A 22684-nucleotide genomic window follows, 5' to 3' on the forward strand; every position below is an offset into this window, starting at 1 on the left:
AGTAACTTGTTGGTCAACCAGTTAGTTACGACGACCGGAACGGGTGCCCATGCTGACCGAAGAACTACGTGAGCGCCGGCTGGCGGTCATCAAGGAACACATGGACACCGAGGTGACGCACGACTTCGACCGCACGCTGGCGACGTTCAACGGCCACCCGCACTACGAAATCATGGCCACCGGTCAGGTGTTCGACGGCGATGGCGACGTCATGGGCTACTACCGGACCACCAGAACGGCCTTCCCCGACCAGCGTCACGACAACTCCCGCTTCCACGTCGCCGACGACGCGGTCATCGTCGAATTCGACCTGCTCGGAACGAATCTCGGCGAGTTCTACGGGCTCCCGCCAACCGGGAAGGCGTTCCGCGTGCCCATCATCGCGGTGTTCTTCTTCGAAGGCGACCGCATCGTCAACGAACGCATCTACTTCGACTCCGCCAGCCTGGTGACGCAGATCGGGCGCGGTGAGCTGCTCGCCATGGCCGGCGTCCCGAATGCCGAATGACGGATTCCCGTCGCACACAGGAGGAACGCCGCGCCGAGGCCGAACAGCGCCTGCTCGCGGCCGCCGCGGAACTGATCGCCGAAATCGGGCCCACCCGCGTGACGCTCGCCAACATCGGCGAACGCTCGGGCTACAGCCGCGGACTGGCGACCCACCACTTCGGCTCCAAGGGCGCGATGATGCGGCGACTCGTCGACTCGGTGACCGTACGCTTCCGCGACGAGGTCGTCGCCTCGAGCGCGTCGGACTCGGCACTCGACGAGCTTCTGGGCTTGGTGCGCGCCTACTTTCAGGTGCTCGCAAATCCGAAGCCTGCCAACCGCGCACGGCTCGTGTTGTGGGCGGACGCGGCGGCCACCGACTCGCCCGACGTCCGACCCGCCATGGTCGCGTCGGACCGCGAGTTCCGCGAGGAACTGGCGAAGGGCATCGAACGGGGCGTCTCCTCCGGCGAGTTCGCGAAGTCGACGAATCCCATCGGTCTCGCCACCGTGGTGATCGGCACGTTGCGTGGTGTCGCGTTGCAATCGATGCTCGACGACGACGTCGACCTGGACGCGTGCCGCCGCGAAGTGGAGACACTGCTCATCGGAAGGCTCGCGCCATGAAGGTGCACCACCTCAACTGCGGCACGATGGACTTCCCCGGAAGCCCGCTCGTCTGCCACGTCCTGCTGCTTGAGACGGACAACGGGTTGGTACTCGTCGACTCCGGCTACGGGCTTCGCGAGTGCGCCGAGCCGTCGCTCATCGGGCCCCTGCGCCATCTCGTCCGGCCGCGATTCGACGTCGAGGAGACCGCCGCGCGCCAAGTGGAACGACTCGGGTTCCGCAGGGACGACGTCCGACACGTCATCACGACCCACTTCGACGTCGACCACATCGGCGGCATCGCCGACTTTCCCGACGCCCAGATCCACGTGACCGCCGCCGAGGCACTCGGAGCGATGCGGCCGCCCACCCTACGGGAGAAGATCCGCTTCAACTCGTACCAGTGGGCGCACGGCCCCAAGATCGTCGAGCACGACGCCGACGGCGAGCCGTGGCGAGGATTCGCCGCCGCCAAGGAACTGGTCGGGATCGCCCCGGGGATCGTCCTGGTGCCGCTTCCCGGGCACACGCGCGGCCACTCGTGCGTCGCGGTCGACGCAGGCCACCGCTGGATACTGCACTGCGGCGACGCGTTCTACCACCACGGTACGGTCGACGGCCATTCGCGCGTGCCGATCGGCGTCAAGCTCTTCGAGACGGTGGTCGCGTTCGACCTGAAACGCGTGCGCGACAACCACTCCCGGTTCGCCGAACTCAACGCCCGCGGTGAGCCCGACCTCTTCGTCGTCTCGTCGCACGATCCAGTTCTGTTCGCCGACGCGGTGGCCACCTCCGCGTAGCCGGTCTAGGCGATCGCTCCGGAATCCTTGAGCGCTTCGATGCGGTCCCAGTCGAGGCCCACCTCCATGAGCACGATCTCGGTGTGCTCCGACGCCTGCGGCGCCCGCGTCGTCTCCAGCGGCTCGTGGTTGAACTGAATGGGCCCACGCACCACCTTGAACGGCGCTCCCCCGTCGGCCGCCTCCACCTCGACGATCATGTCGTTGGCGATGGCCTGCTCGTCGGTGCCCAGATCGACCAAACTCTGGAACGGCGCCCACTGCCCCTTCATGGTCTTGAGGTGCTGGCGCCAGTAGTCGAAGGGCTTGCTGCGAATGGCCTGCGATATCAATTCAGCTGCCGCGTCGGCATTCTCGATCAGCGGAAGGACCTCGGAGAAGCGCGTGTCGTCGGCGGCCTCGGGAATGCCGAGGTGCTCGAAGGCATCGCGGATGTAGCCGGTGGGGCTGACGATGCACAGGTTGATGGTTCCACCGTCGGAGGTCGTGTAGTTACCGAGGAACGGGTTCACCGACGGGCCAGTCGAATTGGGCATCAGGGAGCGCATGGTCTCACCGGTCTCCATGCCCTGCGTCACGCTCGCACCCGCAGCCCACCAGGCCGTACTCAGCAGCGACACGTCGATCTCGCTGGGCTCGCCGGTACGCTCCCGGTGGAACAGTGCGGCGGAGATTCCGCCGGCGATGTTCATCCCGCCGATCGAGTCGCCGAAGGCCGGAATGCCCTGCGACAGTGCGCCACCCAGTTCTTCCGGAGTCAGGGCGTGGCCCACGCCACTGCGCGTCCAGAAGGCGGTGCCGTCGAAGCCGCCGGTGTCGCGTTCGGATCCCTTGTCGCCGTAGGCACTGCCGCGTGCATAGATGATGTTGGGGTTCACCGCCCTGATGTGTTCGACGTCGAACTTGTTCTTCTGGCGCTGCGCGGGCATGTAGTTGGTGAGGAACACGTCGGCGGTCTTGGCGATCTCGTAGAGCACCTCCTGGCCCTCCGGTTTCGACACGTCGATGCCGACGCTGCGCTTGCCGCGGTTGGGGTGCTCGATCAGCGGATGCCGGTCCGGGTTGAGTTCGAAGCCGCCCATGTTGATGAAGCCGCGCTGGGTGTCGCCGCGCACCGGGTGCTCGACCTTGATGACGTCGGCACCCCAGTCGGCGAGGATCGCCCCGGCGGCGGGCACGAACGTGAACTGGGCAACCTCGAGGACCCGAACGCCCTGCATCACCTTGGTCAACTCAACCCCTTACCGTAACGACGTCAGTTATATCGCCTCCCACCTTATGCACACCCGCAACGTCGGCGGCATACGGCTGGGCGGGGCGCCCTACGATCGTTGCCGCGCAGCGCATGAAGGTCCACCGCCGAGGTGTTCGGCGGTGGACCTTCAGGGGCCATTCCGGTCAGCCGGCCATGAACTGCGCGTACGCCGACGCGAGCTCGGGTGACAGGACCTGCACGTTGCACTGGCGCTGCTTGTCACCGAGCGGCGCGAGGATGCCGCGCAGCTCGTAGTACTCCTGCGGGTTGGCGGTGAAGTAGCCGCGCACGTTGGCCTCGGCCTGCGGTCGCGGCTGGGTGTAGGCCGCGGTCACAACCTGGTTGGCACCGGGGTGGTTGCCGAGGTACTGCTGCGCCGCCCCGGTCACCGAGCTGACGGTGGAGGCCACCGCGTCGGCGCTGCACGGGTCCGGCGCTGCGGACGCCGTGGGCGCGGCGATGGTCGCCGCGGCCAGCCCGCCACCGATGAGGCAGGCGGCCCCCATGCCGACGATCCGGCGACGCGTGTTGACACCAATGAATCTCATGATCGAATTTCCCTCACTTGCGAATGGTCACCAATGCCCCCGACCGCTCTCCAAGCTACCCACGCCGTCGGCCAGGTAGGAGGGAGGAAGAACCGCCGAGTGAGCAAGTGCCGCAGCGTTACAGGCTCGACGGGTGAATTGGATCCCAATATCGGTGGGTTCGATAAGCGTGCGACCAGACTTCGCCGTCGTTTCTAAGATTTCTTAAAGTATCGGTACGAATGAAGGAGTGCCGCCGAAACTGAATCGTTATGTCGCCATTCATGATCAAGCGGCGGCACACCGACGAGAGCGACGCGGTCAGCCGCTCTCGCCGGGCAGCGGGAATCGCATTTCGACGGTCGTCCCGGTCGGTGCGCGCTGCACCAACACGGATTCGCTGACCGCGTCCATCATCGGGAGTCCACGTCCCCGCAGTCGGGTGTCGCCCGAGGGCGTCTTCCACTTGCCGTCGTCGACGACGTGGACTTGAACGGCGCCGTCGACGATGCGGGCATCGACACCCATGATGCCCGCGACGCTGTCGACGTACGCATGCTCGACGCAATTCGTGGCAGCCTCGTTGACCACGAGCACGATGTCGCTGGCCAGCTCGTCGGGGATAGCCACCGCCCGCAGCCAGGACCAAAGTCGTTGGCGCACTTCGCTCAATCGCTCCGCCTCGGCGGGAAGCTCGAACCGAAGCGGCGCATGAAGGTCCCGGTACACCACGATTGCCACGTCGTCGTCGTACCCCTCGGCCGGCGCCATCTCGCGCAGCACTTCGTCGGCGACGGACTCGGCAGTCAGGCCCAACGTGTCGTTCAGGACTTCGGCGACCTGCTCCAGTCCGGCGTCGATCGAGCTGTCCCTGCGCTCGACGAGGCCGTCGGTGAAGAGGATCAACGTCGCCTCTGGCGCCAGTGTTCGCTGCGCCTGGGGGCGCGTCGTGCCGCCGCGTACGACGAGCGGCACGGATTCCGCATCGGTCAGCATCACCGCTGGCGAATCCGGCGAGGCGAGCACCGCGGGCATGTGGCCTGCGCTGCTGTACTGCAACACTCCGGTGCTGGTGTCGAGGATTGCCGCGAAAGCAGTGGCGCAGTAGGCATCTGGGATCAATGCCGCCACGGAGTCGAGTTCTTCGAGTAACCGTCCGGGTTCGGCCCCCGTCAGGAACAGCGCACGTGCCGAGCTGCGGAGCTGACCCATCACCGCAGCGGCGGCCAGTCCGCGCCCGACGCAGTCACCGACGATGATGCCGATGCGGTGCTCTCCGAGGGACAGCACGTCGTACCAGTCACCGCCGATCTCCAGCGGACGGACCGCCGGCTCGTAGCGCACCGCGAATCCGCGAAGCGGTCGCGTCGGCGGCAACATCGCCCGCTGCAGCGTCAACGACGCTTCGCGGCTGTACTCGAATTGCTTGACGTGTTGGATGGCCACGCTGAGGTGACCGACGAGGGCGGTGAGCAACAGCCGATCGTCGGCGCTGAACTCCCGGGGCCCTTCGTGTTCCAGCCACACCGTGACACCTGCGGAGTCGGAGAGTGCAACCACGATGCCGCGGACCATCCCGGAACCCCCCGGCGGGCGGGCCGGCTGGACCGTCAACGCGGGTGCCTCACGCGCGTCCTCGAGGATCGCACGCAGGCCCGGGTCGAGGTCTCGCCAACTCGAGACGAACGGCTCACCCGCCATCTGAATCGTCGGTTCGCCTTCGCTCGTCGGCCAGGTGACCGCCACCACCCGGCGAAGGTCGATGGCCGAGCGGCATTCCTGAAGCAGCATGGCCAACACCTCGGTGACGCTGTTCGCCTTCCCCGTCGCGGTGGCGAGGCGCATCACCGCGCTGCTCCGCGCCGCTGAGGCCCTGGCATCGGTCACGTCACGGACCGTGCCGACGAACGTCTGGCGGTCGGTCGCCGCGGCGGTCACCGCGTTGATGCTGACGGCAACCCAGGCCTGGTGCCCGTCGCCGCACCGGATTTGGGTCTCATAGGTGGCGCTGCCGGTTTCGATCAGTTGCGCGAGACGCTCCGCGGCGGTCGGTTGATCGGCCACCCACGGATGCGGCCACGCATAGGGCAGCCCGTCCTGGTGGTAGCCGGTGATCGCGCCGAACGCTTCGTTGACCTCGATCACGGTGCCTTCGTCGTTGGCGACGAAGAATCCTTCCTGGAGTGAGTTCACCAACGCCGTCCGGAAGGCGTCGCGGTCGGCGAGGTCGTCCGCCCGCGCCCGCTGTAGTTCGTAACGCCTTGTCCCGTCGACGAATCCGCGGGTGGCGACGTCGAACGTCGCCAAGGTCTGCAGCAGGAACTGCAGCGCCGTGGAGTGGTCGTCCTCGCTCAGCGGAGAGACGTCCTCGAGCAATCGGAAGTGGCCTTCGACGATCTCCAGCATGCTGAGCTGGGTCTGCAGCGCGAGCCGGCCCAGCTCGTGTCCCACGGCGAGGGTGGCTTCGTCGCGCATGCGTAGGTGGACGTGCAGCGCGTGCGCGTAGCGATCCTGGAAGCCGGCGTCGTTCGTCACGGGAGCCCCCGGTGGCGGGCCACCAGGACCAGCGCGTCGTCGGTGAACTTGCCGTATTGATCGAGGATGCGTTCAGCGGTGGCCTCGGCGGACGCGGCGAAGTCGAGGCCGGCGACGTGATCGTCGGCGATCCCGTCGCTCGCGACGACCAGCAGATGCCCCGGCCGGATCGCAATGTCCTCCGGTGTGGGCAGGTCGGGCAACTGGTAGCCGACGATGCCGCCGAGAAGACGCGCCGACGATCTGGTCTCCATGCCGCTGGACGCGCGCGCAACGAGCGTCGCCGTCACGTTTCCCACGCCCATCCAACGTAGGAGGTCGGCGCGTAGATCGATCTGTGCCAGCGTCATGGCGGCACCCCGGGTGCGAGCCAACTCGCGGTGGCAAGAACCGATCAGTACGTCGAGAGGATCGGCGGGCGTGCGGCTGAGCACTTGCGCGGCCCGCTTGGCCGCCGTGGCGGCTGCCGCCCCGTGGCCGAGTCCGTCGATCACGCCGAGCAGAGCCAGATCGCCGTCATGATCCACTGCGATCGCCCGGTCGCCGGACTCGGTTTGTCCGGACATCGGTTGCGATGCCGTGGCCCATTCGATGGGTCCCAGCCGTCCGTGTTCGACGATGGACTCACCCATGGCCGGGCGTCCATTTCCACATCTCGACGACGGTCCCTCGGCCTGGGGTCGACTCGATGAACATCCGGTCCATCAGTCGGCGCGCTCCTGGGAGCCCGAGTCCGAGGCCACGGCCGGTGGAGTATCCGTCCTCGAGCGCACGCTCGATGTCGACGATGCCGGGACCGTCGTCCTCGGCGCGTACCACCAGCGCCTTGCGTCCCTCCCGATCGGCGACCGCCACCCGGATCGCGCCACGTCCCGCGTAGCTGGTGATGTTGCGCGCGATCTCGGAGATCGCGGTCGCGATCATCGTGACGTCGGTCAGTGAGAAGCCGAGTTGGCGGGCCAGTTGGTGGCCCGCCTGGCGAGCGGCGACGATGTCGTCGGGGTTGTTGACGTGAACGACGACGTCATCCGCCACCATCGCGTCCATCCGTCAGCTTCTTCGGCTCGAGGTGGCGGTTGAGCAGCGCCAGGCCCTCCTCGAGGTCCAGCGCGGTATGCATGCCGTCGAACGCGAGCCCGAGTTGGACCATCGCGAACGCCACCTCGGGCTGCAGACCGACGATCACGGTGTCCGCACCCCGCAGCCGGGTCATGTGCGCGATGGTCCGCAGGGAGCGGGCCGCATACGAGTCCATGACGTCGATGGCGGTCAGGTCGACGATGATTCCGTGCGCACGGAAGCGACTGACGCGCTCCATCAGGTCGTAGCGCAGCCGCTCGGTGTCGGAGTCGGTGAGGGCCGCCTGCACCGTCGCGATGAGGATGGTGCCCTGTTTCAGAATCGGTACTGGCATGAAGTCTCACAGCTGCGTCGGAGGCCGGGGCCCTCTAGCCGTTTTGTTCTCCGGTGCGACTGACTTCGTAGCCCAGCAGGCGTTCGGCTTCTTCGATACCGCCCTGCAGGTCACCGACTGCGTTCATCTTCGAGAGGTCCAACCCGATCGTCACCAGGGTCAACGCGATTTCGGACGACAGGCCGGTGATGATGACGCTGGCACCCATCAGCCCCGAAGCATCGACGGTCTGCACGAGGTGGTTGGCCACGGTCGAGTCGATGGTCGGCACACCGGTGATGTCGATGACGACCACCTTGGCGCGGTTGGCGCGGATCGCCCGCAGCAGCTGTTCGGTGACCTGGCGGGCGCGCTGGCTGTCGAGCACGCCGATGATCGGCAGAATCAGCAGCTGTTCACGCACCTGCAGCACGGGGGTGGACAGCTCGCGGATGGCTTCCTGCTGCTGTCGAATGATGCGCTCGCGTTCCTGCACGAAGCCGACCGCCACGGTGTTCGCGATGCGGTTCGCCGCCGGCTCGTAGGCGTCGAGAACGCGGTTCAAGAGGTCGAAGTCGGTTTGGTACTTCTCGAACAGCGAGCGCGCCAGCACGTCGCGCAGCAACAGCACGATGCCAACGACTTCGTCGGTTTCGACGCCTCGCGGGATGATGCGTTCGGACAGGTCGCGCGCATAGTCCTGCAGCGCTTCGACGCTACCGGTCTCCAGCACCTCGACGTAGCTGTCGTACACCGTGGTGGCCTCGGAGAAGATCTCCTCCGGTGACATCGCGGTGAGGAGTTCGGCCTCGGTGATGCGGCGCGCCCACTCCTCGCGCAGCACGGTGCGATTCTGGCGCAGATGTTTGACGAGCTGTGGCAGCAGCCCTTCGCTGGAGCCGACGCCGCCAGCGGTGACGTCAGTCGGTGAATCGCTCAATGTGCTCTCCCGATCCCGCCCGCGCGTTGCTCACCGCGCGAGTTGCAGTGCTGAGACTAGCCTGAGCACCGAGGCCAAACAGGTGGTTTGTCAACGCCATACGATAGCGCGGGTTACGCTCCCCCGTGTTCGCTGCACACATGAAGGATGGTCGGTGCCCACACCCGATGCGATGAGTACGTCTGTCGAGCACCGCGGCGACATCGCGGTGCTCACGGTGAGTGGCGTGGTGGATCTGGCGACCGCGCCTGCACTCGAAGAGGTGACCGACCAACTCGTCGGCCAGAAGCCCAGCGCACTGGTCATCGACGTGCGCGAGGTGACGTTCCTTGCGTCGGTGGGCCTGAAGATCCTGGCGGCCACGCACCGTGACCTCGCGCCGACGGGATGTTTCGCGGTCGTTGCGGACGGCCCCGCGACCAGCAGGCCGATCAAGTTGACCCATCTCGACGAGGTCTTCCCGCTCTACGCCACGCTCGACGACGGATTGGCCGCGGTTCGCAACGAACTGTCCAATCGCTGAGCCATGACCGGACGTCGGTCACGACGTGTGAATGGTTGTCGCCTCGGCGGGTATTCGATGGAGCGTGAAGTCAAGCAGCGCTCTGGGCGGTGCCGCGGCGTTCGTGCCGGACACCGACGAACTGTCCAAGCTCGCGGATGCCGCGCAGTCGTGCCGCGGCTGCGAGCTGTTCAAAGCCGCCGACCAGACGGTGTTCGGTGCGGGCCCGAAGACGGCCAGGATGATGCTCGTCGGCGAGCAGCCGGGCGACCAGGAGGACCGGGCGGGCAAGCCGTTCATCGGGCCTGCAGGTCGGCTGCTGGACAAGGCACTGGATGCGGCCGGTGTCGACCGTGGACCCGTGTACGTGACCAACGCGGTCAAGCACTTCAAGTTCGTGCCGGCCGAACGTGGCAAGCGCCGCATCCACAAGACGCCCAGCCGCACTGAGGTGGTGGCCTGCCGCCCCTGGCTGCTGGCCGAGTTGCAGTCGATCCAGCCCGACGTCTTGGTCCTGCTCGGCGCGACGGCAGCGAAATCACTGTTGGGCAACGACTTCCGCCTCACCGCGCACCGCGGCGAGGTGATTCACCTGCCGTCGGACGACGCCATGGACACCGTCGATCCCGACGTGGTCGTCACGATCCACCCGTCCTCGGTGCTGCGCGGGCCGAGCGAGGCCCGCAACGAGGCGTTCGACGGCCTCGTTGCGGACCTGCGCTTGGCTGCGCGACTCCTCGCTAGTTGACGATTCCCGGGGTCTCACCACCGGAATCCCTTGCGGTGCGAGCGGTTTCGGTGTCGCGCGTGAGCACCACACCGAGCCCGATCATTCCGACCGATAGCACCAGATGCAGCCAGTTGTCCGCGACGTTCACCGGCACGAAGTTGGCGGCACTGTCGTGGTCGATGAACAGTCCGTACAGGAAGAGAACCAGGTAGATCACGCCGCCACCGATCAGAAACGCGCGGGCACCGGTGATCGACCGGGCCATGGCGACACCGGCGATGCCGAATAGCAAATGCACGACATTGTGCAGGATCGAGACGCCGAAGATGCCGAGAAGCGCGGCGTTCGACTCGTGGCCCGCGAACGTGAGCTGGTCGAAGTTGGACGTCACGCCTGGTACGAAACCGAGCACGCCGACGAGCAGGAACACTGCACCCACTGCGAGGCTGGCCCACTGGACCGGGTGCCGTCGCGTGGACACATTCGATGTGGAGGGACGATTCGGTGCACTCATCGGGGTGCCTTTCCACTAGCAGTTGTCGAGCGGGCACCGAATACCCGTGGCGTTGGCTGGCAAACAAACTAGGCGAGCTCGTGTTCCCCGCCGATCCCGGCCGAATGCTGCCGATCTTGTGGCGGCGGCCTCCGTCACGGCAAGCTCAACGCCAGGAGGTGAGGTCATGGCGGATCCAGACGACGTCAGCGCGACGGACGGCGGGTACCCACCGATCGGTCGAGGGGCGTTGCCGGTCGAGGACGTGGGCCGGCTGTTGTTGCGCTGTGCCGATCGGCCGGGCCTGGTGTCGGCCGTCAGCACCTTCCTCGCCGCGGCAGGCGCCAACATCGTCTCGCTGGATCAGCACTCCACCGAGCAGTCGGGTGGAACGTTCGTGCAGCGGACCATCTTTCACCTTCCCGGATTGACCGCCGCCCGAGACGCGTTGGAGCGCGACTTCCGAGAGCAGTTGGCCGCCCGGTTCGACATGGACTTCAGGCTCACGGAGGCGGCCAAACCCAAACGGGTGGCCATCATGGCGTCGAAGGACGACCACTGCCTACTGGACCTGTTGTGGCGCAACCGCCGTGGCGAGCTCGACATGTCGGTGGTGATGGTGATCTCCAACCATCCCGATCTTGCCGATCAGGTGCGCCCATTCGGTGTGCCGTTCCTGCATGTGCCCGCCACCAAGGACATTCGCGCGCACGCCGAACAACGCCAGCTTGACCTGTTGCGCGGCAACGTCGACCTGGTGGTGCTGGCCCGCTACATGCAGATCATCACGCCGACGTTTCTGGCCGACGTGGGGTGCCCGATGATCAACATTCATCACTCGTTCCTTCCGTCGTTCATCGGCGCGGCACCGTATCGGCGCGCCAGGGAGCGGGGCGTCAAGCTCGTCGGCGCCACCGCGCACTACGTGACCGAAGATCTCGACGAAGGACCGATCATCGAGCAGGACGTCGTGCGGGTGGACCACCGGCACGGCGTCAGCGACCTCGTCCGGCTCGGTGCCGACGTCGAACGCGCGGTGTTGTCACGGGCGGTGCTGTGGCACTGCGAGGACCGCATCATCCGATACGGCAACCAGACCATCGTCTTCTGAGCTATCGCGCTGCCACCATCGGCGTGTCGACCCCGATCGCACCGGTCGCTTGTGACCCGCCCGGCGCTCCGATCGGCGCGTCGCGCCCGGTGAGCACGTCGGTGAAGAACCGCCGGTTGTCCTCGACGAAGTCGAGGTCGTCGTCGCTCACCCGGCGGTCCTGACTGATCGCCTCCACCGGGCAGACCGGTTCGCAGGCACCGCAGTCGATGCATTCCTTCGGATTGATGTACAGCTTGCGGTCACCCTCGTAGATGCAGTCCACGGGGCATTCCTCCATGCAGGACTTGTCCATCACGTCGATGCACGGCCCTGCGATCACATACGGCATGTCGTCTCCTTCCCGTCCGGGGTGCTCACGCGGGGGCGAGCGTCGGCGCCGGTTGCTCGTCGGTGGAGTGACCGGGGAACAGTTGCGCGCGAGGGTCGATGTGCACGGCGGCGTTGTTGACCGCGGTTGCGACTTCACCGAAGCCGACGGAGATCAGCCGTACCTTGCCGTCGTAGTCGACGACGTCTCCCGCGGCGAAGACTCCCGCGCGTCCGGTCCGCATCGCCGAATCGACGACGATGTGCCGGTTGTCGCGGAGGTCGAGACCCCACTCGCGCAGCGGGCCCAGGTTGGCGATGAAACCCAGTGCTGCGACCACCCGCTGACACGCGATGCGACGGACGCCGTCGGTGCCCTTGATCGAGACGTCTGCATGCGCGACGGCGCCGTTGCCGCCAAGGGCGCTGACCTCGGCGTCGGTGATCACTTCGACGCCTGACCGCTCGACTTGAGCGACGGTGCCTGCGTGTGCGCGAAACGCGTTGCGACGATGCACGACCGTCACCGACGACGCGATGGGCTCCAACATGAGCGCCCAGTCGAGGGCCGAGTCACCACCACCGACGATCACCACGTCGGCCGCGGCGTATGGGCTGGGATCGGGAACGAAGTACTCGAGTCCGCGGCCAAGGAAGTCGTCCCCGGCGGGCAACTTGCGCGGCGTGAAGGTTCCTATACCCGCCGTGATCACGATTGCGCCACAGCGGATCTCATCCCCGCTGCTGGTCGTGATGGTGTGGGTGCCCGACGAATCGGTCGAAAGCTGCTGCGCCGCCTGGCCGAGCAGGTAGAGCGGGCTCGCCGACGTTGCCTGTGCGGCCAGTGCGTCGACCAGGTCGCGACCCTTCACGGCCGGGTAGCCGGCAACGTCGAAGATCTGCTTCTCCGGATACATCGCAGTGACCTGGCCACCGAGCTGGGAGAGCGAATCGATCAGGGCGACGCGCATTCCGCGCACTCCGGCGTAGTAGGCGCCGTAGAGGCCCACCGGTCCGGCTCCCACGATGAGTAGATCGATGGAGTGGATCGTCATTGCAGCACTTCCGTTCTGGCGCGCTCGAGCATGATCTCGCGGACGCGGAATCGCTGTAGTTTGCCGGTCGCAGTCTTCGGCAGCTCTTCGGCGAAGTCCACTGATCGCGGTCGCTTGAAGGCCGCGAGACCTTCACGGCACCAGGCGATCAGGTCGTCGGCGCAGACGTCGCCGTGACCGGGCGAGCGCACGATCAGGGCGGCGGGTTTGTCGATGCCATCGCCGTCGGGCAGTCCGACGACTGCGGCCTCGGCCACACCCTCGTGTTCGAGCAGGCGTTCCTCGACCTCGGTGGGAGCCACCCAGATCCCGCCCGCCTTGAGCAGATCGTTGGACCGGCCAAGGCAGTGGTAATAGCCGTCGTCGTCGAGCACGTACGTGTCTCCGGTACGCAGCCACTCCCCCTGGAACACAGTCCGATTGGCGTCGGCGCGTCGCCAGTATCCGAGCGCGATCGATTCGCCGCTGACGTAGAGATCCCCGGGTGTCCCGGGCGTCACCACCGCGTGCCCGTCGGCGTCGCGCAGTTCGACCTTGTAACCGGGAACCGGCTTTCCGGTGGTGCCCGGTCGAATGTCGTCGGGGTCATTCGACAGGAAGATGTGCAACGCCTCGGTGGAACCGATGCCATCGAGGATGTCCACACCGAACCGGTCCTTGAACCGGCTCTGCACCACCTCGGGCAACGTCTCACCCGCCGAAACACACATCCTGACCGAGGCGAACGCCTCGGCGGGCAGTTCGGAGGTCAGGAGGGCCGAGTAGAAGGTGGGCACCGCGAAGAACAGACTCGGCGACTCGGCGATCAACCGTTCGCCGATGGACTCCGGCGTCGGACGCAAGGGCTGCAGGATCGCCGTCGCCCCTGCACCGAGCGGGAAGAACAGGCTGTTTCCGATTCCGTAGGCGAAGAACATCTTCGCCACCGACAGGCAGCTGTCGTCGGCCTCGATTCCGAGAGTCTGCTGGCCGTACGTCTCGTACACGTGAAAGATGTTCGCGTGCCGATGCATTGCCGCCTTCGGTGTGCCGGTCGTTCCCGACGTATAGAGCCACAACGCCCACGAGTCGGGCTCGGTGGCCGCGGGCGGCTCGCCGGCACCCAGCAGGTCCGTCCATTTGGTGACGGTTACGTCCTCGGGGATCGACGGGGAAACGCCTTGGTAGTCCCCCGCGATCACCAGGTGTGCCACGTCGGGTGACCCGCCGACTGCTGATGCGACGGCGTCGAGGAACTCCCGCGTGGCGATGACGACCCGTGCGCCCGAGTCCGCAACGATCTTCGCGAGTTCGCGATCGTTGAGCATCGTCGACACCGGGACCGCGACGAAGCCACCGTGAAACGCGGCCAGGATGCTGGTGGCCATTTCGACGTCGTCGGCCATCACCAGCACGATGCGGTCGTCGCGGCGCAGACCGAGACCGCGCAGGCCGCTCGCCAGAGCCGCGACGTCACGCGCGAGTTCGCCGTACGTGCGCGTCCGCGAACCACTCAGTGCGAGCTTCTCTTCGGCTCCGTCTCGAACGTGGCGGTGCACCAGGAAGTCGGCGGCGTTGAAGGCGTTCACCGCTACACCCGCTTGGTGTCGAAGCTGGCACGCTGGCCGGTGCCGTATCGCCGCAACGCACCTTCCGGGCCGGCCGCGTTGGGCCGCACGAAGATCCAGTTCTGCCACGCGGTGAGCCGCCCGAAGATCTTGGTCTCCACCGTTTCGGGCCCGACGAATCGGTGATTCGCCTCCATACCGGTCAACGAGTCCGGCGACAGGGACGCCCGTTCCTCGAGCACGATGCGAAGCTCGTCGGCGAAGTCGATGTCGTCGAGGGCAGTGGTGACCAGACCGAGCGCGTCAGCGTCGGCCGCCACCAACGACGTATCGATGCGGTCGCTGATCGCCGCCAGTTGCTCGGGATGACCGTAAAAACGGGACTCGATGCGGGACAACCCATTGCCCATCGGGTAGGCGCCGAAGTTGGACTCGGTGACCTCGATCGCCGCAGGCGTCGCGTCCGGGTCGATGTCCTCGTACACGCCGTCCAACATGTATTGGCGGTCGCTGGCGAGCGCCAGCTCGAGCAGCAGTCCGACGAACGCGCTGCCGGGTTCGATGACCGCGAACAGGCTGCGGCTGGTGACGTCGAGGCGCTTCAACGTCCGCTTGTAGTACAGCCGCACCTCGTTGATGAACCAGTTGTCGGCGTGCTCTTGCAGTTGCCGGTCGTAGGCGCGGACGAGTTCGGTGTCGCCGACGACGCGGAAGACCCATGTTCCGAGTTCGGGCTCGTTGGTTCGCAGTTGCAGGATCAGGTCGTCGAGTTCACGTGTCATCGCCAACGGCCAATAGTCCACGCCTTGCGCGACGGCGCCTTCCGCGTCCGCAGGCGGTTCGGCGGTGGGTCCGGTGACCGTGATGTCGACGCGCCGGTCGGCACGGTTCAGCGTCGCATGGACGTGGTCGTACCGGATGACGTCGCCGTCGGTGTGCCGGGCCAACGGGGTGAGGGCGACACCGGTTGCGTCCGAGGGCCGCAACGATTTCAGGCTGGCTTCCGCGGCGCGGGCCTGCACCCGCTCGTCGAAGCGGGCGCGCGGCACGGCCTCGTCGACGAGTCCCCATTCGGCCGCGGTGGCGCCGCGCAGCCCCTCGGACCTGGTCGCGAAGACGTCGGCGCGATCCTTGCGTACCTTGCGTTTGTCGACGACGCGGGTCAAGCCGCCCGTGCCGGGAAGCACGCCGAGCAACGGCACCTCGGGCAGCGACACGGCCGACGAGCCGTCGTCGAGCAAGACGATCTGGTCGCACGCGGCGGCCAGCTCGTAGCCGCCGCCGGCGGACGTCCCGTTGAGTGCGGCGATGTACGTCTGACCGGAGTGCTCCGTCGCGTCCTCGATGCCGTTGCGCGTTTCATTGGTGAACTTGCAGAAGTTGACCTTCCACGCGTGCGTCGACTGCGCGAGCATGCGAATGTTGGCACCGGCACAGAACATCCGATCCAGACCACCGGTCACGACGACGGCCTTCACTTCCGGATGTTCGAACCGCAGACGCTGCACGGCGTCGTAGAGCTCGATGTCGACGCCGAGGTCATACGAGTTCATCTTCAGCTCGTAGCCGGGCACGAGGCCACCTTGCGGATCGACGGCCAACGTGAGCGTCGCCACCGCTCCGTCGAATTTCAGTCTCCAGTGCCGATACGCCGACGGCTCGGTGTCGAAGTCGACCACCGGGACGTCCGTCGCCGTCGACGGCTCGGGGATAAGCGTTGCTGTCATCAGTTCACTCTCTTCATTGATCCGGTGTCGAGCTGGAGGCCGTCAGGCCAGTGCTTCTTCGCGCAGGTGTACGTAGTCGAATTCGACTGGCTGGTCGTTGATTCCGGTCTTCGGCGCGGCGATCCAGCCCGCGAACTCACCTGGCTCGTAGTGGGCCACCATCAGTTCGGCGACTCGCGCACGGTCGTCGTCGCTGGGCAGCCACTGCGCCGCGTGGCGATTCCAGTCGTCCTCGCCGAGGACCTCGCCGCTGGGCGAGACGAAGTGACCGGAGAAATTGCCGACCCTGCGGTTGAAGCCTTCGTGCGGCAGGTACAGCCGCTGCTCGACACCGGCGTCCTCGAGCGCCTGGTTCCAGCGCCGAACACCGTTGCGGCAGTCCGCAACGTACTCGTCGCGCAGGTCGAGATTGAGTGCCGTCAGGTAGGGCACCTCTTCTTCGACGATGATGTCGTCGCGAACGGTCCGCACCGTGTACGTGGCATCCGCCAGGACGTGATCGTCCTTGCGGCGCGCCTCCTGCCAGCGTCCCTTCAAGCCCCCCGTGTAGTAGGCGGCGGCGTTGGTGGACTGCTCGGAGCCGAACAGGTCCATCGACACCGAGTATTGAAAGTTCAGGTAGCGCTGGATGACGTCGAGCGGTATCCCGCCGTGTTCGAAGATGTCAGCCGTCTGGTGCCTGGCCATCAGTTCGGCGGTGCGCTCCACGGTGCGCTGCACACCGGTGGTCCCGACGAACATGTGGTGAGCCTCTTCCTTGAGCATGAACTCACAGGTCCTGGCCAGCGGGTCGAACGCCGATTCCTTCAGCGTGCCGAGCTGATACTTTCCGTCCCGGTCGGTGAAGTAAGTGAACATGAAGAACTGCAGCCAGTCGGTGGTCTCCTCGTTGAAGGCGCCGAGGATGCGGGGTGAATCGAGGTCGCCGGAGTTTCGCTTGAGCAGTTGCTCGGCTTCTTCGCGGCCCTCGCGGCCGAAGTAGGCGTGCAGTAGGTACACCATCGCCCAGAGGTGGCGGCCCTCTTCGACGTTGACCTGGAACAGGTTTCGCAGATCGTAGAGACTGGGGGCGGTGTTGCCGAGGATGCGTTGCTGCTCGACGGAGGCCGGCTCGGTGTCGCCCTGCACCGTGATCAGCCGCATCAGCTCGGCTCGGTACTCGCCGGGCACCTCTTGCCACGCCGGCTCGCCTTTGTGCTGTCCGAACGCGATCGTGCGCTCGTCGTCGCGTTCCGCCAGGAAGATGCCCCAGCGGTACTCCTCCATCGGGACGTGGTCGAAGTGGGCCCACCCGTCGCGTCCGACCGCAATCGCCGTGCGCAGGTAGACGTCCTTGGTCTGCAGCGCCGGTCCGAGCGTCTTCCACCAGTCCAGGAACTTCGGCTGCCAGCCTTCGAGCGCGCGCTGCAGCCGCCGGTCCTCGGAGAGGTTGACGTTGTTGGGGATTCGCTCGCTGTAGTCGATCTTGCTCACCGGGCCGGTTGGCACCGGCGCGGCTCCGGTGCGTTCGTGGTCAACGGTCATGGTGTTCTCCTCCGACTGAATGCTTGTCATTCATTCTACACTTTCTCTGCGTAGCGTCCACTATTTTGTAGACTATTTCTCGATGCGTCAGCGGGTGCCGAGTTCGGCGAGGAAGTCGGGGCTCCCCTGCACGGCGGTGCGTTGCATGAAGTGCCCGAGACTGCGCAGGCCGGCCAGCTCCTCGCCGCCGCCGGCCCGGCCGGGACCTCCGTGCACGGCATGGGGAACGGCCGCACCATGACCGGTGCTTTCGGCCGCGTTGTCGGAGTTCAACACCAGTAGCCGACCGTGCCAGGGCGCGGTTGCGGCCACCGCGGTGTGCGCGATCGCGGCGTCGGAGGTGACGATGGATGCCACCAGGCTCCCGTCACCACGGGTCACCAGTTCCAACGCGTCGTCGAGACTCGCGTACGGCAGGATCGAACTCACCGGGCCGAAGGCCTCCGTGGTGTGGGGTTCCTGCTCCCGTGGGTCGTCGAACCGCAGCAGGACAGGTGATTGGAACGCTCCCCGCTCGGCGTCGGCTCCCGCCGACAGGTTCTGCGGCGCAGACTCGATGTCCCCGAAGACGATTCGGCCCGTCTTGGCGAGCCGCGCGGTTGCCGCACGGACGTCATCGCGCTGTCCGAGCCCCACCAGCGGCCCCATTCTGACCGTCTCGTCGCGCGGATCGCCGACGGTGAGCTTCGACAAGCGCTCGCACACGGCGGATTCCACGTCGTCGACGAGCGCTCGCGGTACGAAGGCGCGCCGGATCGCCGTGCACTTCTGCCCTGCCTTCTGGGTCATCTCGGTGACCAGCCCGCGGACGAAGATCTCGAACTCCGGACTGCCGGCCGTGACGTCCTCGCCGAGGATGCTGCTGTTGAGCGAATCCGCTTCTGCGGTGAACCGCACGGCGTTGCCTGCGATGGTGGGATGCCGGCGCAGAGTGCTGGCCGTCGCGTGTGAGCCCGTCACCGAAACCACGTCTTGACCGGTCAGCGATTCGAGGAGTCCGTCCGGTCGTGCGCACACCAATTGCAGGGCACCGTCGGGTAGCAGGCCGGAGGCGATGATCTCCCGAACGGCCAGTTCGGTGAGGTAGGCGGTCTGGCTGGCCGGTTTGACGATGCTGGGCATCCCGGCCAGGAAGGCGGGCGCGAACTTCTCGAGCATGCCCCACACGGGAAAGTTGAATGCGTTGATCTGGACGAGGGCACCGAGTAGCGGGCTCATCACGTGCTGGACACCGAAGGTGCCCTCCTTGCCAAGGGGTTCGAAGTCGCCGTCGCGCAGGATGTGTTGATCCGGCAGCTCCTTCACGCCCTTGCTGGCGTACACGAACAGCACGCCGATACCGCCGTCGACGTCGATTGCGGAATCGCGTCGGGTGGCGCCCGTACGCAGAGAGAGGTCGGTCAACTGCGGAATCCGCGCGGAGAGGTGCTTGCCGAGCGATTTCAGGATGCCTGCCCGTTGGTGGAACGTCATGTCGCGCAAAGCAGGACCACCGACGGTTCGGGCGTAGTCGAGCACCGCCGGATAGTCGAGCGCCTGATTGGATACCCGGACGATCGGTTCGGCGGTGGCCGCGTCAAGCAGGACCCTGCCCTGATCCGCAGGGTGTTGCCACTGGCCGCAGACGAAGCTGGGCAGAATGTCGGTCATCGCGGGGACGTCCTCTCAGGGGATCTCCGCCGGTCGAGGAATTCGCTCATCCGGCGGTACTTTTCGTCGTCTTCGAACAACATGGCCTGGATCGCCAGATCGAGCTGCGGATGCGCTTCCGGTGCGGCGTCGACGGCGAGTTTGGTCATCCGCAGGGCGATGGCCGAGCTGTGCAGCATCTGAGCGGCGAGTTGACGGGCGGCCTCGAGCAGCTGGTGAGGTTCGACGACGGAGTGCACCAGGCCGAGCTCGAGTGCGCGAGCCGCGGAAATTTGCACGCCCGCGAGAAGTACTTGCTTGGCGACGCTTTCGCCGACGAGCCGGACCAGGCGGTAGGTCGCGCCCGCGCCGGCGATGATTCCCAGCCTGGGCTCGGGTTGCCCGAACGCCGTCCTGGGAGTGACGATTCGGAGATCACAGGCGTACGCGAGTTCAGCGCCACCGCCGAGAGCCAACCCGTCGATGGCCGCAATCGTCGGCATCGGCAGCGCGCGAAGGCGGTCGAAGAGTCGGAGGTTGATTCCCGCCAACGCGTCATCGCGGCCGCGTGCGCGAAGTTGCGCGATGTCCGCACCACCGACGAACACACCGTCGGCGCCGCCGGTGATGATCGCCGGGCGGGGGTGGCGTTCGAGTTCGTCGCACACGGCGTGGAGCTCGCTGACCATGCCGGCGTCGATGGCGTTGCGCTGCGCCGGCCGATCCAAGACCACTTCGAGGACACCGTCGGATTCGGTGAGACGCAGGTATTCCCGTGCGGTCATCGAGCATCCCAGTCGTAGAAGCCGCGGCCCGACTTCTTGCCCAAGTCGCCGGAGGCCACCTTGTCGATCAGCAGCTGCGGCGGCGTGAATCGTGGGCCGAGGCTGTCGGCGAGCTGACGGGCGATGTGCAGCCGAACGTCCAGACCGACGAGGTCGGTCAAGCGCAGCGGGCCCATCGGGTGGCGGTATCCCAGCGCCATCGCCCGGTCGATGTCGTCGGCCGACGCCACCCCGTCCTCGAGCATGCGAATTGCTTCGAGTCCGAGCGCGACTCCCAGCCGGCTGGTGGCGAAGCCCGGATGGTCGCGTACGACGATGGTCTCCTTGCCGATGAGCCTGCCGATGTCGCGTGCGGTGTCGACGACGTCGTCGGGACTCGCCGAGCCACGCACGATCTCGAGGAGCGGCATCGTCCAGACCGGATTGAAGAAGTGCAGGCCGACGAGTCCTTGCGGACGGCGCAGGGACTTCGCCATCTGCGAGATGCTCAGTGCGCTGGTGTTGCTCGCGAGCAAGGCGGGTTCGCGGCACTCGGCGGCCGCGAGAATCGACTGCTTGAGGTCGAGATCCTCGGGCACCGCTTCGACGATCAGATCCAAGCCCATCGGTAGGTCATCGACGGAATCGACGGTGGCGATGGAGTCGCGGATGCGTTCGGCGGTCTCGGAGGGCAGCCGGTTCTCAGCGCGCAGCCGATCCGCCCTGGCGACGATCGTCTGGTGCGCGGCGAGGGCGCGCGTGCGATCCGGTTCGACGACGGTGACGGCGCAGCCGGCTTGAGCGAAGACGTAGGCGATGCCCACACCCATCGTGCCTGCCCCGATCACGCCGACCGCCGATACCGGGCTCACCGAGCCGCCTTCGGCTCGAACATCATGCGGGTGAAGATCTTTCGCGCATTTCCTGACAGCACTGCGGTGAGTGTCTCGTCGGGCAGACCAAGTCCCATCAGTGCTTCGACGTTGCGCCGCACTCCTGGGACGCCGGGCCAATCGGTTCCGAAGATCATCTTCTGCGCGATCTTGGCCAGGTCGAACCGTTGGTAGTACTCGGGCAGCTTCTTGGGCGGCAGGCCCGCGAGGTCGAGCCAGACGTTGCGCTTCGACTGCGCCATGAAGGCGGCGACGTCGTACCACCAGCCACGCCCACCGTGGGCGAACACGAACTGCAGGTCCGGGAAGTACTCGGTCGCGTCGAGCAGCAGTTCCGGGTTGCCGCAACTGGTCTGGGCTCCGGGAAAACTGGACACACCGGAATGCAATATCACCGGCACGCCGAGATCACTGCACCGCGCGAAGACCGGGTACAGCTCCTTGCCTCCCGGGTCGAACCGGGCGTGCACCGGATGCAGTTTGAGGGCGACAGCACCGAGGTCGAGCTGACGCTGCAACTCATCCACCAGAGGAAAGTGCAGGTGCGGGTTGATGTTCGCGACGAGGCTGAACCGGTCGCTGTTGAATCGCACGATCGGGACGACGTCCTCGATCGCCTGGATCCCCGTGGCGCGGGGGCTGTATTCGCAGAACAGCAGCGCATGATCGACGCCTTCGGCACCGAGCAGGGCGTCGAGTCCCGCCGGATCAGGCGTGTCCGCGTCATAGGCGTCCCGCCATGGATGGTCACGCGAGAACGTGTCGGCCCATTCCAGCCACGCCGGGTTCAGCGTGCTCAACAGCGGGGCGTGCACGTGTGCGTCGATGATTGTGCGGCCGTCGATCACTCCTAACACTCTACAGTTCTATCTCGGATTCACAATAGTTTGTAGTATGTTATCGATCTCGGCCAGCATCTTTGCCCGTGGTTGTACGCTCCACGGCATGAGTTTCGCCCGTTGGGTAAGGACGAGCGCGTGACTGCAGGTGAGCGCGCCGCGGAGGACGAGGCGCTGCCTGCCGGCTCACGGCGGCGCGAACTGGGGTCGGCAAGCGCGCGCAGCCTCTTGCTCACCGTGCTCGGCGAGTTCGTGCACCCGCGCGGGACGCCCGTCTGGACCGCCACCCTCGTCGCGGGTCTGGCGGCGCTCGGCGTCGAGGAGAAGTCTGCTCGCCAAGCGATCGCCCGGTCGGCCGCCGACGGGATGTTGGAGTCGGAGAAGTCGGGCCGCCGCGTGAGCTGGCACATCACCCAGCCCGGTACCCGGCTGCTCGCCGAAGGCACCAGGCGCATCTACGGTTTCATGAGCGAAACCCGACCGTGGGACGGCAGTTGGCTCGTCCTGTCGGTCGCCATCCCCGAGACCCAACGTCAACTTCGACACAAGCTGCGCACGCGGCTCACCTGGCTGGGGATGGGTTCGCCGAGCCCAGGGCTGTGGATTCTGCCCGACGCCAACAAGGTGGCCGACGTCGCTGCCGTGATCGACGAACTCGACCTCAACTCGCGCGCCTTCGCCTGGACGGGACAACGCGCGTCGATCGGCGACCCGGGCGCGCTCATCGCGGACGCCTGGTCGCTCGACGACGTCGAGCAGCGCTATGACGAATTTCTGGCCACCTTCGGCAAGGTTCGCGCGACCACGCCGCTACAGGCATTTCAGGATCAGGTGCGGCTGGTGCAGGAGTGGCGGCGTTTTCCGTTTCTCGACCCCGCACTCCCCCGCGAACTGCTCGATCACAACTGGCCCGGCCCGCGTGCCGCGAAGCTCTTCCATCGCCGCCACGACGAATGGCATGCGGCGGCGCAACGGTATTGGACCGAGCTGAGTTCACAAACCTCCTCGTAATC

At 66.3% G+C, this 22684-nt stretch carries 24 protein-coding genes; 7 read left to right on the forward strand and 17 right to left on the reverse strand.

The features are described from left to right. Positions 1 to 49: 49 nt before the first annotated feature. The 3 genes from N536_RS0109565 to N536_RS0109575 are packed head-to-tail and all read left to right on the forward strand — an operon-like array spanning position 50 to position 1898. Positions 50 to 508: an ester cyclase gene (locus N536_RS0109565; protein WP_029113407.1), complete on the forward strand. Its 459-nt coding sequence runs from the start codon at positions 50 to 52 to the stop codon at positions 506 to 508. Continuing rightward, entirely contained in the window at positions 505 to 1116 is a 612-nt protein-coding gene (locus N536_RS0109570; protein ID WP_029113408.1) for a TetR/AcrR family transcriptional regulator, read from the forward strand. Before N536_RS0109565 ends, N536_RS0109570 begins: the two co-directional genes overlap by 4 nt. Beyond that, complete coding sequence (locus N536_RS0109575) at positions 1113 to 1898, forward strand: MBL fold metallo-hydrolase (RefSeq protein ID WP_029113409.1); 786 nt, start codon at positions 1113 to 1115, stop codon at positions 1896 to 1898. Before N536_RS0109570 ends, N536_RS0109575 begins: the two co-directional genes overlap by 4 nt. Before the next feature lie 5 nt (positions 1899 to 1903). Here N536_RS0109575 and N536_RS0109580 read toward each other — a convergent pair whose 3' ends face one another. From N536_RS0109580 to N536_RS0109610, 7 genes are all read right to left on the reverse strand, one after another. Then, positions 1904 to 3118, reverse strand: coding sequence for a CaiB/BaiF CoA-transferase family protein (locus N536_RS0109580; protein WP_029113410.1), 1215 nt, complete (start codon positions 3116 to 3118; stop codon positions 1904 to 1906). A 178-nt stretch (positions 3119 to 3296) separates the two neighbouring features. Continuing rightward, positions 3297 to 3701 (reverse strand): heme-binding protein, encoded by a 405-nt coding sequence (locus tag N536_RS0109585; RefSeq protein ID WP_029113411.1) that lies wholly within the window; start codon positions 3699 to 3701, stop codon positions 3297 to 3299. A 300-nt stretch (positions 3702 to 4001) separates the two neighbouring features. Then, positions 4002 to 6215, reverse strand: a complete 2214-nt coding sequence (locus N536_RS0109590) for a SpoIIE family protein phosphatase (RefSeq protein WP_029113412.1) — start codon at positions 6213 to 6215, stop codon at positions 4002 to 4004. Next, the gene (locus N536_RS0109595; protein ID WP_029113413.1) at positions 6212 to 6835 is read right to left on the reverse strand and encodes a SpoIIE family protein phosphatase; all 624 of its coding nucleotides are present in this window, start codon (positions 6833 to 6835) and stop codon (positions 6212 to 6214) included. Before N536_RS0109595 ends, N536_RS0109590 begins: the two co-directional genes overlap by 4 nt. A gap of 4 nt (positions 6836 to 6839) precedes the next feature. Further along, positions 6840 to 7250, reverse strand: coding sequence for an anti-sigma regulatory factor (locus tag N536_RS0109600; RefSeq protein ID WP_029113414.1), 411 nt, complete (start codon positions 7248 to 7250; stop codon positions 6840 to 6842). Then, complete coding sequence (locus tag N536_RS0109605; RefSeq protein ID WP_029113415.1) at positions 7240 to 7629, reverse strand: STAS domain-containing protein; 390 nt, start codon at positions 7627 to 7629, stop codon at positions 7240 to 7242. Before N536_RS0109605 ends, N536_RS0109600 begins: the two co-directional genes overlap by 11 nt. A gap of 34 nt (positions 7630 to 7663) precedes the next feature. Beyond that, positions 7664 to 8548: an STAS domain-containing protein gene (locus tag N536_RS0109610; RefSeq protein WP_029113416.1), complete on the reverse strand. Its 885-nt coding sequence runs from the start codon at positions 8546 to 8548 to the stop codon at positions 7664 to 7666. Positions 8549 to 8720: 172 nt separating this feature from the next. On the opposite strand from N536_RS0109610, the gene N536_RS0109615 reads away from it, so the two are divergent. Both N536_RS0109615 and N536_RS0109620 read left to right on the forward strand, forming a co-directional pair. Then, on the forward strand, positions 8721 to 9071 hold the full coding sequence (locus N536_RS0109615) for an STAS domain-containing protein (protein ID WP_029113417.1): 351 nt from the start codon (positions 8721 to 8723) through the stop codon (positions 9069 to 9071). A 64-nt stretch (positions 9072 to 9135) separates the two neighbouring features. Further along, positions 9136 to 9798: a UdgX family uracil-DNA binding protein gene (locus N536_RS0109620; RefSeq protein WP_029113418.1), complete on the forward strand. Its 663-nt coding sequence runs from the start codon at positions 9136 to 9138 to the stop codon at positions 9796 to 9798. Here the strand turns inward: N536_RS0109620 and N536_RS0109625 are convergent. Next, positions 9791 to 10294 carry a DUF4383 domain-containing protein gene (locus N536_RS0109625; RefSeq protein ID WP_051574377.1) on the reverse strand — a complete coding sequence of 168 codons (504 nt, stop codon included), beginning with the start codon at positions 10292 to 10294 and terminating at the stop codon, positions 9791 to 9793. The genes N536_RS0109620 and N536_RS0109625 overlap by 8 nt on opposite strands. 118 nt (positions 10295 to 10412) lie before the next feature. Here N536_RS0109625 and purU point away from each other — a divergent pair, with 118 nt between their 5' ends. Next, entirely contained in the window at positions 10413 to 11384 is a 972-nt protein-coding gene (purU, locus tag N536_RS0109630; protein ID WP_369798407.1) for a formyltetrahydrofolate deformylase, read from the forward strand. A 1-nt stretch (position 11385) separates the two neighbouring features. Here purU and fdxA read toward each other — a convergent pair whose 3' ends face one another. The 9 genes from fdxA to N536_RS0109675 all read right to left on the reverse strand — a co-directional run bounded on the left by fdxA (position 11386) and on the right by N536_RS0109675 (position 21680). Beyond that, entirely contained in the window at positions 11386 to 11715 is a 330-nt protein-coding gene (gene fdxA / locus N536_RS0109635) for a ferredoxin (protein ID WP_029113421.1), read from the reverse strand. A 25-nt stretch (positions 11716 to 11740) separates the two neighbouring features. Continuing rightward, positions 11741 to 12748 (reverse strand): NAD(P)/FAD-dependent oxidoreductase, encoded by a 1008-nt coding sequence (locus N536_RS0109640; RefSeq protein WP_029113422.1) that lies wholly within the window; start codon positions 12746 to 12748, stop codon positions 11741 to 11743. Then, positions 12745 to 14316 (reverse strand): benzoate-CoA ligase family protein, encoded by a 1572-nt coding sequence (locus tag N536_RS0109645; protein WP_029113423.1) that lies wholly within the window; start codon positions 14314 to 14316, stop codon positions 12745 to 12747. Before N536_RS0109645 ends, N536_RS0109640 begins: the two co-directional genes overlap by 4 nt. Before the next feature lie 2 nt (positions 14317 to 14318). Further along, positions 14319 to 16022, reverse strand: a complete 1704-nt coding sequence (boxC, locus tag N536_RS0109650) for a 2,3-epoxybenzoyl-CoA dihydrolase (RefSeq protein WP_029113424.1) — start codon at positions 16020 to 16022, stop codon at positions 14319 to 14321. Between the two features lie 42 nt (positions 16023 to 16064). Further along, positions 16065 to 17546: a benzoyl-CoA 2,3-epoxidase subunit BoxB gene (boxB, locus tag N536_RS0109655; protein ID WP_029113425.1), complete on the reverse strand. Its 1482-nt coding sequence runs from the start codon at positions 17544 to 17546 to the stop codon at positions 16065 to 16067. 87 nt (positions 17547 to 17633) lie between these two features. After that, on the reverse strand, positions 17634 to 19196 hold the full coding sequence (gene paaZ, locus N536_RS37915) for a phenylacetic acid degradation bifunctional protein PaaZ (RefSeq protein WP_051574379.1): 1563 nt from the start codon (positions 19194 to 19196) through the stop codon (positions 17634 to 17636). Next, the gene (locus N536_RS0109665; RefSeq protein WP_029113426.1) at positions 19193 to 19960 is read right to left on the reverse strand and encodes an enoyl-CoA hydratase/isomerase family protein; all 768 of its coding nucleotides are present in this window, start codon (positions 19958 to 19960) and stop codon (positions 19193 to 19195) included. Before N536_RS0109665 ends, paaZ begins: the two co-directional genes overlap by 4 nt. Beyond that, complete coding sequence (locus N536_RS0109670; RefSeq protein WP_029113427.1) at positions 19957 to 20811, reverse strand: 3-hydroxyacyl-CoA dehydrogenase family protein; 855 nt, start codon at positions 20809 to 20811, stop codon at positions 19957 to 19959. Before N536_RS0109670 ends, N536_RS0109665 begins: the two co-directional genes overlap by 4 nt. Next, positions 20808 to 21680, reverse strand: a complete 873-nt coding sequence (locus N536_RS0109675) for an amidohydrolase family protein (RefSeq protein WP_029113428.1) — start codon at positions 21678 to 21680, stop codon at positions 20808 to 20810. Before N536_RS0109675 ends, N536_RS0109670 begins: the two co-directional genes overlap by 4 nt. A 129-nt stretch (positions 21681 to 21809) precedes the next feature. On the opposite strand from N536_RS0109675, the gene N536_RS0109680 reads away from it, so the two are divergent. Continuing rightward, entirely contained in the window at positions 21810 to 22682 is an 873-nt protein-coding gene (locus tag N536_RS0109680; RefSeq protein WP_036435923.1) for a PaaX family transcriptional regulator C-terminal domain-containing protein, read from the forward strand. The last annotated feature ends 2 nt before the right edge of the window (positions 22683 to 22684 follow it).

The sequence above is a fragment of the Mycobacterium sp. URHB0044 genome, from assembly GCF_000620625.1.
Taxonomy (GTDB): Bacteria; Actinomycetota; Actinomycetes; order Mycobacteriales; family Mycobacteriaceae; genus Mycobacterium.